We start from the raw sequence: 14,175 nt of genomic DNA on the forward strand, positions 1-14,175 counted from the left end.
AATTTTAATTATTATAGATGATCTCGAAGTTTATACTTACAAGCCACTTACAAAATCAACCAATTTCCATGATTTATTAGAAAAACCCAAAATATATTTAACCTTTAGAGGATTCAATGATGTTTCGTTAACAAATTCCCCAGAATCCTTTAATATTCCCTCTAAATAATTTAATTCAACTAAAACAACAATCCTAGAGGAAGTCTGCGATTTCAAATCTATATTAAGTATTTGGGAAGTAATTTGTTTATAAATTCCTTTCTTTATGTCATTTTGTCTTTCTTCAATTGTTCTATCAATCAAACCATTACTAACAATCGTAGAGAGATTAAGTTCACTCTTTCCAGCTAAGTAATTACTTTTTTTCAGAAGCCATATATTAATTAAATCTCTTACCTCTTCTAAAGAAGGCGATGCTGTAGTAAGTGCTTTGAATTTAGAGGAATTAATTGCAGTAGATTTCTCAGGGATTGAATTTAATTTATTTGAAGAATTTTTTTTTATTTCTTGAGTAATATCGTTATCACTAACCTTTTGATTTTTATCTAAAGCTATAAAAGGTTTATCCTCAACAGCATCATCCTGAATTGAATTTTTAAAATTATTTCTTAAAAATCCAATGCCAATACCAAATGTGAATAAGATCAAAAAAGCATATAAATAAATTAAGTAAGGTGTGCGACTGGTAATATGTTTATCCTCAAGAAATTCTCCAAAAACAAACTTTAATTCAGCAATTTTTTCGATTAAGTACTTATAAAACTCTATTGGTTTATTCTTGAAGATTTCCTCATTGAATTTATTTTCTTGAATATCAAGCTTTTCATATGCTTGTTTTATGCCACCTGGCAAAGGTAATCTACTTTCATCAATATTATCTAATGTACTATCAAAATCATCTGTGATTTTTGTAGAAGATTCTTTTTTGATCTGTTGGTTCTGAAAATTTGATTTAATTGTAGTTTTATTTGATTTCTTTTCTAATGTTTCAATAAATTCTTGAATTTCTCTATCTTCAAACCAAGAATCTAAATCCACTTCTTTTAAGTCAATATCTCTATAACCAACTAAAACATCATTCTCCAACCAATTTTTACAGAAAATACATATCGCCTCCAAGTTATTGCCTGGATAATTGTTAAGCCAATCTCGTAATTTTTCATCAGAACTGCTGGAGAACCTTGCAGAGGCCTTTTCAATATCTGCTAGTAGCAAGTCTAAACAACCAACAAGAGGCATTGAATCAAGACCTGATAAATTTAGTTTCTTTAATATCCTCCTCGCTTCAAATAATTTTTCCGGCTTTCTTCTTGAGAAACCAATTGCTGTCAAGGATAAAAAAGCTAAAAATCCTGCTTCTAATGATCCTCTTTTTTGTAATCCAAGAAACAAATCTATCTGTTCTTGAACAGTCAAATATGGCTTAATTTGTTGAAAAAAAGCTTCAAACTCTTGTTGATTTAAATAATTTCCATATTCAGATTTATTATTACCTTCTAAACCACCTCTTTTAACTATTAAATTTTCCAACATACTTAAACCTTTTTTATGAGACTCCTGATCATTTAAATCCCTACTAAGGAGATCTAGAATCCTGAAAGGAAGCAGAGAAACCAAGTCTTCTTCAAGATCTTTCCTTATTTCTCCAAGCTTTCCCATTCTTTGCAGAAGTTGAATACCTTCATGTAAAAAATCTGCAGCGTTTGAATAGGATCTAAGCTGTTGTTCTTGTATCGCAGAATCTCTTGATGTTAAAGCAGCCAATAAAGTTAAATCAGCTTCTCGACTACTGCCTAAAGCTGGGGTTTGTGGAGGCTGCAAAGCTTTTCTTGTGATTTTAAAAGCTTCTTTAGGTGAACCTGATTCCCAAAGAAGTATTAACCCCGCTACTTCTCTATTTGAAGAAAACTCTAATCCAGAGGCTCCATTAAGTAACAAATTTTCGTATTCTCTCCTACTTTCTGGATCTGTGAGCAAATCAGCAGTTAAACGAAGCAACTCTGATCTTTGGGTTAGAACTTCATAAGTAAAACCTTCATCAGGAGTTTTATCTAACCTTAACTGAAACGCCCTTAATATTTCCTCAGATGTTGCGGAGGGGCTTACGCCAATTAAACGAAAATGGTCTAAAGGAAGTTCCAAACAAATATCCTATTGAAAAATTCTTAGACAAATTTTATCAAGTTAAAAACTTTTTTTCATAAGGTCTTACAGAGTTATTAAAAAAAATCATGAAAATCGACCTTCACAGCTTAGAATGTTAACAAATCAAAACTTCAATAAGGTATTTTCTTGGAAACACACGTAGAGAGAATCTCAAATCTTCAAGACATAAAAAAAGCCCAATTAGATCGAGAAACAGGATTATTTCTTTATGAAGATATGACACTTGGTCGAAGATTCGAAGATAAGTGTGCAGAAATGTACTATAGGGGGAAAATGTTTGGTTTCGTTCATTTATATAACGGTCAAGAGGCAATTAGCACTGGAGTAATTGGCGCCATGAAAAAGAAACATGATTGGTTTTGTAGCACCTACCGCGATCATGTTCATGCACTAAGTGCAGGTGTTCCCTCTTTTGAAGTTATGAGTGAACTTTTTGGTAAAGCTACAGGTTGTAGTAAAGGCCGAGGAGGGTCCATGCACTTATTTTCACGAGAGCATCACTTATTGGGAGGATATGCATTTATTGGAGAAGGCATACCAGTGGCTTTAGGAGCAGCCTTTTCAAGCAAATATAAAAAGGAAGTTCTTGGGAATAATAATAGTGATGCAGTAACTGCGGCATTCTTTGGAGATGGAACTTGCAATAATGGACAGTTTTTTGAATGTTTAAATATGGCCCAATTATGGAAATTACCTATAATTTTTGTTGTTGAGAATAATAAATGGGCTATTGGTATGGCTCACGATAGAGCAACCAGCAATCCCGAAATCTGGAGAAAAGCCTCTGCTTTTGGCATGCATGGTGAGGAAGTTGATGGGATGGATGTATTAGCAGTAAGAGGGGCAGCACAAAGAGCAATTAAACGAGCTAGGGCAGGAGAGGGGCCCACTCTTTTAGAATGCTTAACTTACAGATATAGAGGTCATTCTCTTGCAGATCCTGATGAATTAAGGGCAGAAAAAGAGAAGGAGTTTTGGGGCAAAAGAGATCCAATTAAGAAATTAGCCAAAGAAATTATTGAGGGTAAATTCGCAACCCAAGAAGAATTAAAAAATATTGAAAAGAAAATAGATAAAGAGATAACTGATTCTGTTAAAGATGCTTTAGATTCACCTGAACCACCTTCAGAAGAATTAACTAAATATATTTGGGCTGAAGATTAGATTAAATAGTACTAGGTAATTTTCTGGTTAAATTTCTTAATTTTCTTAATGCCTTCAATTCAACTTGTCTTACTCTCTCCCTAGAAACTTCTAATAATCTACCTATTTCTGCAAGTGTATGCCTCTCATTTCCATCTAGTCCAAACCTTAATTTAAGAACATGTTGTTCTTGCTCGCTTAGGTGACTTAACCACTTCCCAAGTTGCTCTTGATGCATTTTCTGTTCAACTTGATCTAAAGGCTCTTCATTATTACTATCTGCAATTAAATCACCTAAAAAGCTCCTCCCATCATCACCATTAACTGGAGCATCTAAACTACTTGTTGATAAAGCTTGTCTTAAAACAGAATCTAATTCTTCCACATCAATTTCCATTGCTTCTGCAATTTCAATTCTGCTTGGCATAGCACCAAGTTTATGTGCCAGATCCCTACTAACTTTTCTTATAGATGCTAATCTTTCGCTTAAATGCACTGGTAAACGGATTGTTCGTGATTGACAAGCTATTGCTCTTGTCATACTTTGTCGAATCCACCAAAAAGCATAAGTAGAAAACTTATATCCCCTTGTCGGATCAAACTTTTCCACAGCCCTCTCCAAACCAAGAGAACCTTCTTGAACTAAATCAAGAAGTTCTAGACCTTTACCTTGGTATTTTTTTGCCACACTAACAACTAATCTTAAATTAGCTTTCATCATTCTCTCTTTAGCTCTTCTGCCAATTTTTATTGTTCTTTTTTGCTGCGTTGTAAATTCTTTAGTTTGTTCATTTAATTGACCATCTTCTGTGAGAATCATCATTTTCTGAACTTGATTTCCCAATTCAATCTCTTCAGCAGGTGTTAACAAAGGAACTCGCCCGATGTTCTGCAAATACCAACTAATCGGATCATTACTTCTTCTTCTTGGGGGTTCTGCTTGTGCTGGTATTGAGGAAACCATTTTTTTGACCTAAATAAGGTACTAAGACTCTCCTACACTTTTAATGAAATAGCCGAATATTTAATGCGCGCTTCAGATTTCAAGTAATATTTGTATATTTATGTGTTTAAAACTATAAATAACTCTCTTAAATTGTTTCTTTCAAGATATTTGTCTCGTTTTCTTATTTCTCATTAATTTCGATAATTCATCACCAATCGCATAAGCATTTGACCCAGTTTTACACTTTGATGCTGCGAATGAATGTAAAAGTACGTATTTAGCAAAAAAATCAGTCTTTATATTTCTACAAAACGTCAAATCAATCGCAGAACTGCCAGCTACAAATCCGGATAAAAGATCACCTAATCCAGCTCTAGCCGTCTGAGAATCAGTTCCAAAAAGTTGCCATGCTTTTTGATCATCAGCGACTATGCTATTAGCTCCCTTCAACAAAACACTTATATTAAATTCTTTGGCCGCTTTAAGAGCTAGTCCAACATTAGTCTCACCTTTTATATGAGGAAATAACCTTGAAAATTCTTTGGTATGAGGTGTAATCCATGTTTTAAATTTTCTCTCTAAAAAGAATTTTGATCCTAATTTAGATTCCGAAATCCTATTGAGTGCATCTGCATCCAAGATCAATAATCCTTCAAAACTTAAAAGATAGTCTTTTGATTTTTCCCAATCATCATAATCAATTCCTATGCCTGGGCCTAAAGCTAATGAATCAAATGCACTTAAATCAATATTTTTTAATACACTTGATAAGGATGCATTTCCATTTTGATTAGATTGCATAGTTCCTTTTAAAACTATTTCTGGGGCAACTTGCCAAATAGATTCAGCAACTAACTCAGGCAAGACCGCAGAGATAAATCCTGCTCCACTTGATATGGCCCCTTTTAATGCTAAGTATGCTGCGCCAGGATATTTTTCACTTCCCGCGATTAATAATGTTCTTCCCCTTTTATATTTATTGGAATTTTTTGGTAAAGAAGGTAAATCAATATTTTTTAAATCTTTGTAAGTAACCTTAAAAATCCTTCTATCAACTTTGGACAATTTACTAATAGGTACCCCTACATCTATATGGTTCAATTCTCCAATAAAAGGCAAAGCAGAATCTTGTATTAACCCAATTTTATTAAGACCTATAGCTAAAGTGTAGTCTGCCTTTACTGCATTATCTAAAAACGGCTTTCCTTTATTAGGACATAATCCTGTTGGAATATCAATACTTATTACCTTGCCATATTTATTATGAAATTTTTGATTAAATAGTTTGATTAATTTATTATCAACTATTCTTGTTTGATTATTACCAAAAACCGCATCAATCCATAGTTCTTTCCCATTTGCATTAGGGGGCTCTACTAATTTTGTAACACCAATAGATGTAAGATAATTAAGGTGGTTATTTGTTAATGTTTTTTTTATCGGGAATGGACACCATACCTGGACTAAAAAACCTTTCAAAAAAAGCTCTCTAGCTATTACGGCACCGTCCCCACCATTATGCCCAGGACCTATTAAAACAGTTATTCCATGCTTTAAAAGAGGTTTCCTTTTCAAGAGCCATCTACTAATTTGGATTCCAGCTTTTTCCATCAATGCTTCTTGTGGCATGCCATCAGAAAACATTTCTTTCTCTAATATCAACATTTGCTTTGAATCAACAATTAAATGTTTAGAGTCAATTGTTGGCCATACAATTTCGTTCATAATTAGTACAAAACAATTGAAGTACTGTTCAAAAAATTAAACTTCCATGTTAAAGACACAAAAGGATAAAAAATTAGAGAACTATTTTTCTACTAATAATAAAACTAAAAAGGAGAAAAATATTATTGTAGGTCTTTCTGGTGGCGTAGATAGTTCCCTTTCAGCTGCTCTTCTTGTTGAAAGAGGCTGGAATGTTGAGGGACTAACTCTTTGGCTAATGAAAGGACAAGGGTCCTGTTGTTCTGAAGGATTAGTAGATGCTGCTGGCCTTTGTGAAGATTTAGGAATTAACCATAAAATAATAGATTCAAGAGAAATATTCGAAAGAGAGGTGATTAAAAAAACTACTGAAAGCTACGAGAAAGGTTTCACTCCACTTCCATGTTCGATGTGCAACAAAAATGTGAAATTTGAAGAGATGCTTAATTACGCAATAACCAAAAAAGACTTTACTTATATTGCAACCGGACATTACGCAAGGCTGAAAAAATCATCTTATGCTGAAAAACTTGATTGCAAGAGCTTTATATTTAAGGAATTTCTTCTTCTAAGAGGTGCTGACGAGAACAAAGACCAAAGTTATTTTCTCTATTCTCTTTCACAAGAAGTACTGAGCAGATTAAAATTTCCTCTTGGTGAAATGAAAAAAGAAGAAACGAGGAAGGAAGCCCTGAGATTAGGCCTTAGAACTGCTCAAAAACCAGAAAGTCAAGATTTATGTTTAGTTGAGCATTATGGATCAATGCAGAGATTTATTGACAAGCACATTGAGCCCAAAGAAGGAGAAATTATTCATGTCAACGGTAAAGTCCTTGGGACACACAATGGTATTCAGCACTTTACGGTAGGCCAAAGAAAAGGTTTGGGCATTGCTTGGCCTGAACCATTATATGTAAAAAGTCTAGACAGAAAAAAAAACGTAGTGTACGTAGCTGATAAAAGTGATCTTTTTAATAGGGAAGCAATAATTAATAAGGTTAACTGGGTTTCAATCGAAGAGCCTAAGCAAGAGATAGAAGTAGAAGCACAAATCAGATATAGAAGTCATCCAGTAAAAGGCACTTTAATTCCTTTGAAAAATTCAGATAATCCAACTAAAACATTTAAATTAATTTTTGAAGAAAGTCAAAGTTCGGTAACGCCAGGACAAGCTGCAGTTTTTTATAAAGGAGAAATTTTATTAGGTGGTGGATTAATTAATTAATTTTCCAAAAGATATTTAATCCCATAAAAAATATAAACAAAAACAAAATAGGTTTATCTCCAAATTTTGTATAGAAAGTCTTTTCGGATGAAAAATTAGGGAACACTATTTCATTTTGCTCAACATTTAAATCAAGCATTTGAATTATTTTTCCATCATCCTGAACTAAACCCGAAGGGCCTGTGTTTGATACGAGTAAATTATTTTTCTTATTTTCAATACTTCTTAATCTCGCCAAAGATAGGAATTGATTAGACAGCTTAATTGGATAGGGATCTAAATTTGCTGCAGTTATTATTAGTGTTGCGCCACTATTAATAGCCTTTCTTATTTTCACTCCATCACTAATTTCGTAACAGATAGCTACTGCTAATGGAGGTGTAAATTTAGGATCGAAAAATCTTGAATCAGAACCTGGTTGAATTCCTCCTAGTGCAGATAATCCTCTTGAAAAACTATTTAGAAATCTAGGTATTTTTTCACCTAATGGAACAAGTCTATTTTTATCTATGAAAGAGGTAAAAGATTTATCTCCAATTTTAAATCCCAGTAAAGAGCTTCTTAACTCATTCTCGTAATTTCTGAAACCTCCTGCCAAAGTATTAACCTTAATGCCTTTAGGTAAATAAAAATTATTAGTTAGAGTTCCTTCAGGAGCAACAAGAAGTTTTGCTTGATTGGCTAAAGCATATTCTTGAGCGATAGATTGTTTTTCTTTAATAAACTCATTATCTATTTTTAATTTTTCTCTTGTTGGGATATTTGTTTGCCAAATAGCTACTGGATATTCATAATCTCTTTTTATTGGAGTTGTTAAACCTCCTAATAAATGTAAGAAAACAATAACCAAAAGTCCAAAAATAAATATTTTTTTAAAATGAAGTTTTCTTCTCCATTTTCCGTGACTAAAAAAAATCCAAAATCCAATCAATATTTGTACTACACATAAACCACTTGCACCAATCCATCTTGCCAAACCAGCAAGATAAATATCACCTGGGACTAGACTTTCACCTAAACCTATCCAGAAAAAAGGTGTTTGAGAAAGTATCAATTCACCAATCCCCCAAATCAAAGATAAAAAGAATACTTTTATGGTTAAAGGCATAATTTTCATTTTAAAAACATCCTCTTTCCAGAGAATCATTTCAACTAACAGCCCCCATAAATAAACTAATAACCCACCCCAAAAAGCACAAAATAATAATATTGAAATGGCAATTATTAAACTTGCAAACCATGAAAAACCGAGCCATGTCAATGGATGAAGATCATATAACCATGAATGACTTATCAAAACAAAGAAAAAGCCCCACCAAAAATTTGCTATTTTTCTTTCACTTCCCTCCCATAAAATAAATAAAGATATCGGCATAAAAATCAGCCAAAAGTGAGTTGAGACTGAAATTCCTCCTAAAATCCCACCTAAACAAGGGTAAAAATATTGTCTTAAACTTTTAATTTGAGTCGGGATTAACAATCTAAAATTACTAAATTAAATTTATAATCACGCTTTTATTGTACCTTTATTCTGTAAACTTAGTTTTAGTAACTTTCAAAATTTAAGTGAGAGAAGTCTTTATTAGTTTTGCAGTTTTTGTTTTTTGTGTTTCATTAACTCTTTTCAGTCAATTTAATTCACCCCAAGTTGTTAATGCTGCCGAATCAGAAACTCAGTTAATTCAAAAAACACCTGTTGCAAAATCATCAAATGTTTCAAATAATAATTTATTTGAGCTAGACCCATCAGATCCAAATCCTATACTTTTCGCTATGGCAGAAGAAACACAATCAGAAAGCAATTCAAGGACTACAGAAAGTGGTCTAATTATTTCGGATATCGTAAATGGGGAAGGAGATGAAGCTACTGCTGGGCAAACAGTGAGTGTAAATTATACAGGAACTCTAGAAGACGGTACACAATTTGACACCAGTATCGGCAGAGCTCCATTCAGCTTTCCCTTAGGTGCTGGACGAGTAATAAAAGGTTGGGACGAAGGTGTCGCCGGCATGAAAGTTGGAGGAAAAAGAAAATTAACAATACCTCCGGAACTTGGATACGGATCAAGAGGGGCAGGAAGTGTTATACCCGCCAATGCAACTTTGATATTTGAAGTTGAATTATTAAAAGTCAATTAAATTAAGTAAGAAAAATATCTAAGACTTTTCAATTTAGTTAATCTCCAAGTAATATATATACAACATCAAATATTTGAAATGTTAAGTAAATTCATCAATTCTTTTCTAGATAAAAAATCCCCAATGACAGTCCATGCTCACTGTGATGGTCCTTGTGGTGTTTATGATCCAGCATCTACCAGAGTTGCTGCTGAAGCAGTTTTATCAATGACAAAAAAACTTATTGCATTAGAAGCTCCTTCTAGCACTGATTCAGCAGAGTGGGCTACATACAGTAATACATTTTCTAGATATGTTGCAGTTAAAGAAGAGCAAGCAAAAGAAACAAAGAAAGAAATTCTAATTTTGTGGACAGATTACTTTAAACCAGTTCACTTAGAAACTTATCCAGACTTACATGAAACCATTTGGAAGGCGGCCAAATTATGCAGTGCATGCAAAGTTAATATTGATTTAGCTCAAGCTGAAGAACTCATGAGTTATGTAGAAAAGATTCATAATATTTTCTGGGCTTCAAAAGGAAGATCAGACGCTTTTGTAAAAGCTAGTTAATCAGAATTATTTTCAAAAGTTTATTTGACTTAATTTTATTTTTCTTAGGCTTAAGAAAAACCGCCATTATTAGCGGTGATTCTATGTTGCCTTCCCTCAAAGAAGGAGATATTGTATTTTTTAAAAATTATAAGGAAGGCAAATCAGATCCAAAACCTGGTCAAATAGTTATTTTTAATCATCCACTTAAGAACAAAAACCTCATCAAAAGAATAAATTTAGTGAATCAAAATACTATTGAAGTTTTTGGTGACAATATGGAATTTAGTGAAGATAGTAATAAATTTGGATTAGTAAATAACGAAAAAATCATTGGGATTGTAACCTCTAAACTAATCAGTTCTAAATTAAAAAGTTTTATTAATTCAAAAAGATAGAAGCACTTCTTTGAATCCAAAATAATCCCATGGAGAAGGAAAGCCCTCCTGCACCAGCTATTAATCTTTTAATAAATTTTTGACTTGCTTTAAAGGTCGTTAAAGATATTAAACAAGTAAAAAGATTCATACTTATTAATGAACCAATTAAATATGAAATCAAATAAAAGCAAGCACTTGTTAAAGGGAGAGCTAATGCAGGTAGAACTGCAAGAAAATGCGAACCTCCTGCTATACCATGGAGTAAGCCTAAACCTGTTAAAGCATGGGAGTGCTTATTAGTATTTTTTTGTTCCTTAACATGTAAATGAAAATGACGATGAGCAATCCCATTATCATGCTTGTGAGAGTGGGAATGCATACTTAATTGAAAAGAATTCTTAATAGCAAATACTCCAACAATTAGAAGAGAAATTCCAACTAGGAATTCAGCAATATTGGAGAATTTGTTTAATGGCGTAATGTCCTTTATAAAAATAGCGAGAAAAGCTAATAAGAGAACTCCAGAAGAGTGTCCTAAGCCCCATGAGAAACTATTTCCAAGAGCTTTTTTGGGATTATTAATAGCTACTGGCGCCATTGCTATTAGATGATCAGCACCACTAACTACATGCACAAATCCTGCAACGATACCGGTTAATATTACAGCCTGCATATATATTCAGTACATCTCAGTTTATTCAATTTTATAGCACGATTTGGAGTCAAAATTAATTTGAGTTAAATAATTTCTTGAAAGGTTTTTCAATATCACTTTCTCTCATAAAAGTTTCACCAATCAATACTCCCTTAATTCCAATAGATATAAGCGATTCTACGTCTTCTCTACAATTAATTCCGGATTCACTAATGGGAAGAATATTTTGTTTTAAAAATATATCTGAATATGTATTCATCAATTCTATTGATGTTTTTAAATCTGTTTTAAAAGTTTTTAAGTCCCTATTATTTATTCCAATCAAATTAAAAGATTTTAACTTTAATATCCTTTCTAATTCATTCTTGTTATGGACTTCAACAAGAACGCTCATCCTTAAATTATCAGCAATTTTTTTTAGATAAATTAAATCATCATCGCTTAAAATCGCCGCGATTAATAATATTGCATCAGCACCAGATACCCTTGCTTTATAAATCTGATAAGCAGAAATAATAAAATCTTTGCAGAGTAGAGGGAGATTAGTTGATTTCCTTACATTTTCAAGTATTTCGTAACTACCTTGAAAAAACCTTTTATCGGTTAATACTGAGATACATGATGCACCTAATCCTTGATAACAAGGCGCTATCTCTTCAGGATTAAATTTTTCTCTGATAACACCTTTACTTGGACTAGCTTTTTTTATTTCAGCAATAACTCCTGGTTTTATTTTCGACTCCAAGATACTTTCATAAAAATCTTTAGGAGCAGGAAGTTTACTAATCTTCTTTATTAGATCTTCCAAAGAAACTATTTTTTTAAAATTCTTAATTTCAAGGTCCTTATGCCATACAATTTCTTCGAGAATATTTTTTGCTTGTGCCTCTCTGTGAGGTACAGCATATTCTAAATTTTCTACCCTAACTGTTGGATTTGGTGGCCTGCGTCTTATTTCCATTAAGTATAAATTCTATTTTACTTGAGAAGCCGCTTGTTTATATGCGACCTCAACTACTTCACTAAGAGTGGGATGAGTATGTACTTCTGTAGATAATTCAATTACATCTTGATTCCTTGAAATGGCATTCGAAATTTCTTGAATCAAATCAGCTGCATGTAACCCAAAAATATGAGCACCTAATACTTTTCCATTATCTTTATTGAAAATCAACTTGAGCATTCCATCACTCTCCAATTCAGCCAATGCTTTTGAATTAGCCTTAAAGAAACTTTTGACAACTCCCAAAGTAAAATTTTCTTTTGCCGATATTTCTTTAGCTTCAGCTTCAGAGAGACCAACTGAACTTATCTCAGGATGAGTAAATGTTGCCGCAGGGATACTCTTATAATTAATTTCGAAGTTACCACCGCAAATATTATCAACAGCAATAGTACCTTGCGCTGCGGCTGTGTGGGCAAGCATTAGTTTACCAGTTACATCTCCAACAGCCCAAATGTTAGGTATTATTTTCTCACCATTTTTAACCCTCATTTGATCATCTATAGGAATGAAGCCTTTTACTGTTTCAATCCCAACAGATTCAAGATTTAAGTTATTACTATTAGGACTTCTACCAGTCGCAACTAGTACAGCGTCAACTTCTAAAGTTTCTATAACTTCTTTAGATTCTGCATCCGTCAGTTCTATTTTAACAGGACATCCAGGTGTTATTTTTGTCGCAAAGACATTTGATTTTGTATCTATATCTCTTGATTGAATAAGGTTCTTCTTAGCAATTTTTGCAATGTCTGGATCAAATGTTGGCATAATATTCTCCAAAGCCTCGATCATGGTAACTTCACAACCTAGCGCGGTATAAACATCAGCAAATTCCAATCCTATATATCCGCTTCCAATAATAGCTATCCATCTTGGTAGCCACTCAAGTTTAACCGCATCATCACTAGTAAATACAGTCCTATTATCCAAAGAAATTCCACGAGGAACAAAAGGAGAAGAACCAGTTGCTATAACAACATTCTTACAAGTGAAAATTTTATCAATTCCGTTTTTATCTCTCACACCCACTTTTTGATTTCCTTGAAGTCTTCCAATGCCCAAAATAATTTCAACTCCACTCCTTTTGAGAGTTTTTGTTAAATTTTCTCTAACATTTAAAACTAAATTATTTGCATGATCTGCAATTTTTGATCTCTCAAACCTTACTGGTGACGCATGAATACCAAATTTAGCTAAATGTTCATAATCAGCAATTTCTCTAACTTTTCCACTTGCAGCCAAAAGAGCTTTAGAGGGGACACAACCCTTGTTAACACAAGTGCCTCCCATATCAGAAGATTCTACTATTGCGACTTTTAGTCCCTTAGCAGCAGCATGTTTAGCCGCATCAAAACCTCCATACCCTGCTCCTATTACGATTAAATCAAAATCAAAACTTGAATCAGTCACTTTTTATCTCTGTATTTAGAAGTGTATGCGACTCTTTTTCGTTCTAATAATAATGGAACTGCAACACAAGCCACATTCAATGATTCTACAAGCTCACTATGCGGAATTGAAATTGTTTCATTAAAAGCTTCTTGAATTTTTTTATGAATTCCTTCACCTTCATTACCCAAAATCAATGCTGTACGTTTAGTCCAATCAATTTCCCAGTAGGGCTTTGAAGATTTTTTCTTGTGACTACTAGTAGAAAATATCTTAAACCCAACATTTGACAATTCACATAAAGAATTTAATAAAGAATTTATTATTTCTTCTTCATTACCCTCAAATCTTAGAAATGGGAGGTGAAAGACGGCACCAGATGATGCTCTTAATACCTTTTGATTTAATGGGTGCGCGCCTCCAGCTAAAAAAATTGAATTGACCCCAGCAGCTAGAGCCGTTCTAAAAAGATTTCCCATATTTCCAGGATCTTGAATCCTATCAAGAACAAGAACCAAATCATCTTTACTATTAAATTGATAATTAGGTATTGATGAGATTTCGACTAATGCTGCGATGCCATCTGGATTAATTGTTGAAATTGCAGAAGCCAAAACCTCATCTGAGACAATAGTTATTAATGATTGATCAAATTTTTTGCTAAGACTTTGATTCTTTTTAAGCCATTTATCAGTAACTAAAAGTTTGGAGGGAGCATTTCCAGAATTCAACAATTCTTCTATGAGATGAGTACCCTCTATGCAAAAAAAGTTTTTATCTTTGCGAGAAGATCCGCTTTTAAATGATCTAAATCTTTTAACTAGATTATTGTTTTTACTAGTTATTTTTAAAAAAGTATTTTCTATGAGGAATTTTAAAATTTTTTTATCATTT

Annotated in this window: 13 protein-coding genes; 5 read left to right on the plus strand and 8 right to left on the minus strand. The window is 33.0% G+C overall.

Annotated elements, in window-relative coordinates; genetic code table 11:
* Window positions 1–36: 36 nt before the first annotated feature.
* A complete protein-coding gene (locus tag HA146_RS07205; protein WP_209108889.1) occupies window positions 37–2,142 on the minus strand; it encodes an IMS domain-containing protein in 2,106 nt (701 codons plus the stop codon).
* 150 nt (window positions 2,143–2,292) lie between these two features.
* Here HA146_RS07205 and pdhA point away from each other — a divergent pair, with 150 nt between their 5' ends.
* Window positions 2,293–3,330 (plus strand): pyruvate dehydrogenase (acetyl-transferring) E1 component subunit alpha, encoded by a 1,038-nt coding sequence (gene pdhA, locus HA146_RS07210; RefSeq protein WP_209108890.1) that lies wholly within the window; start codon window positions 2,293–2,295, stop codon window positions 3,328–3,330.
* A 1-nt stretch (window position 3,331) separates the two neighbouring features.
* Here the strand turns inward: pdhA and HA146_RS07215 are convergent, their stop codons facing one another.
* Together HA146_RS07215 and HA146_RS07220 are read right to left on the minus strand one after the other, a co-directional pair.
* The gene (locus tag HA146_RS07215) at window positions 3,332–4,273 is read right to left on the minus strand and encodes an RpoD/SigA family RNA polymerase sigma factor (RefSeq protein ID WP_209108891.1); all 942 of its coding nucleotides are present in this window, start codon (window positions 4,271–4,273) and stop codon (window positions 3,332–3,334) included.
* Between the two features lie 141 nt (window positions 4,274–4,414).
* Window positions 4,415–5,980 (minus strand): NAD(P)H-hydrate dehydratase, encoded by a 1,566-nt coding sequence (locus HA146_RS07220; protein WP_209108892.1) that lies wholly within the window; start codon window positions 5,978–5,980, stop codon window positions 4,415–4,417.
* Between the two features lie 46 nt (window positions 5,981–6,026).
* Between HA146_RS07220 and mnmA the strand changes: the two genes are divergently transcribed.
* Window positions 6,027–7,184 (plus strand): tRNA 2-thiouridine(34) synthase MnmA, encoded by a 1,158-nt coding sequence (gene mnmA / locus HA146_RS07225; RefSeq protein WP_209108893.1) that lies wholly within the window; start codon window positions 6,027–6,029, stop codon window positions 7,182–7,184.
* On the opposite strand, the gene HA146_RS07230 is transcribed toward mnmA, so the two are convergent.
* Window positions 7,177–8,664 carry an acyltransferase gene (locus HA146_RS07230; protein WP_209108894.1) on the minus strand — a complete coding sequence of 496 codons (1,488 nt, stop codon included), beginning with the start codon at window positions 8,662–8,664 and terminating at the stop codon, window positions 7,177–7,179. The genes mnmA and HA146_RS07230 overlap by 8 nt on opposite strands.
* 86 nt (window positions 8,665–8,750) lie before the next feature.
* Here HA146_RS07230 and HA146_RS09660 point away from each other — a divergent pair, with 86 nt between their 5' ends.
* The 3 genes from HA146_RS09660 (at window position 8,751) to sodX (ending at window position 10,252) form a co-directional block, all read left to right on the plus strand.
* Window positions 8,751–9,323 (plus strand): FKBP-type peptidyl-prolyl cis-trans isomerase, encoded by a 573-nt coding sequence (locus HA146_RS09660; protein WP_209108895.1) that lies wholly within the window; start codon window positions 8,751–8,753, stop codon window positions 9,321–9,323.
* A 78-nt stretch (window positions 9,324–9,401) separates the two neighbouring features.
* The gene (gene sodN / locus HA146_RS07240; RefSeq protein ID WP_209108896.1) at window positions 9,402–9,875 is read left to right on the plus strand and encodes a superoxide dismutase, Ni; all 474 of its coding nucleotides are present in this window, start codon (window positions 9,402–9,404) and stop codon (window positions 9,873–9,875) included.
* A 32-nt stretch (window positions 9,876–9,907) separates the two neighbouring features.
* The gene (sodX, locus tag HA146_RS07245) at window positions 9,908–10,252 is read left to right on the plus strand and encodes a nickel-type superoxide dismutase maturation protease (protein WP_348535296.1); all 345 of its coding nucleotides are present in this window, start codon (window positions 9,908–9,910) and stop codon (window positions 10,250–10,252) included.
* Here the strand turns inward: sodX and HA146_RS07250 are convergent.
* From HA146_RS07250 to HA146_RS07265, 4 genes are read right to left on the minus strand one after another with little or no spacing between them, the layout of a single operon-like run.
* Window positions 10,236–10,907, minus strand: coding sequence for a hydantoin utilization protein A (locus HA146_RS07250; protein ID WP_209108897.1), 672 nt, complete (start codon window positions 10,905–10,907; stop codon window positions 10,236–10,238). The genes sodX and HA146_RS07250 overlap by 17 nt on opposite strands.
* A 55-nt stretch (window positions 10,908–10,962) precedes the next feature.
* Entirely contained in the window at window positions 10,963–11,850 is an 888-nt protein-coding gene (trpC, locus tag HA146_RS07255) for an indole-3-glycerol phosphate synthase TrpC (RefSeq protein WP_209108898.1), read from the minus strand.
* Window positions 11,851–11,862: 12 nt separating this feature from the next.
* Window positions 11,863–13,302 (minus strand): dihydrolipoyl dehydrogenase, encoded by a 1,440-nt coding sequence (lpdA, locus tag HA146_RS07260; protein ID WP_209108899.1) that lies wholly within the window; start codon window positions 13,300–13,302, stop codon window positions 11,863–11,865.
* Complete coding sequence (locus tag HA146_RS07265) at window positions 13,299–14,162, minus strand: TrmH family RNA methyltransferase (protein WP_348535297.1); 864 nt, start codon at window positions 14,160–14,162, stop codon at window positions 13,299–13,301. The genes lpdA and HA146_RS07265 overlap by 4 nt, the downstream gene beginning before the upstream one ends.
* Window positions 14,163–14,175: the final 13 nt, after the last annotated feature.

The sequence above is a fragment of the Prochlorococcus marinus CUG1416 genome, from assembly GCF_017695965.1.
Taxonomy (GTDB): domain Bacteria; phylum Cyanobacteriota; class Cyanobacteriia; order PCC-6307; family Cyanobiaceae; genus Prochlorococcus_A.

Coding starts and splice junctions, on each gene's coding strand:
- HA146_RS07215 (WP_209108891.1), bottom strand. CDS start 4,273: ATGGTTTCCTCAATACCAGCACAAGCAGAACCCCCAAGAAGAAGAAGT.
- HA146_RS07220 (WP_209108892.1), bottom strand. CDS start 5,980: ATGAACGAAATTGTATGGCCAACAATTGACTCTAAACATTTAATTGTT.
- mnmA (WP_209108893.1), top strand. CDS start 6,027: ATGTTAAAGACACAAAAGGATAAAAAATTAGAGAACTATTTTTCTACT.
- sodN (WP_209108896.1), top strand. CDS start 9,402: ATGTTAAGTAAATTCATCAATTCTTTTCTAGATAAAAAATCCCCAATG.
- HA146_RS07250 (WP_209108897.1), bottom strand. CDS start 10,907: ATGCAGGCTGTAATATTAACCGGTATCGTTGCAGGATTTGTGCATGTA.
- trpC (WP_209108898.1), bottom strand. CDS start 11,850: ATGGAAATAAGACGCAGGCCACCAAATCCAACAGTTAGGGTAGAAAAT.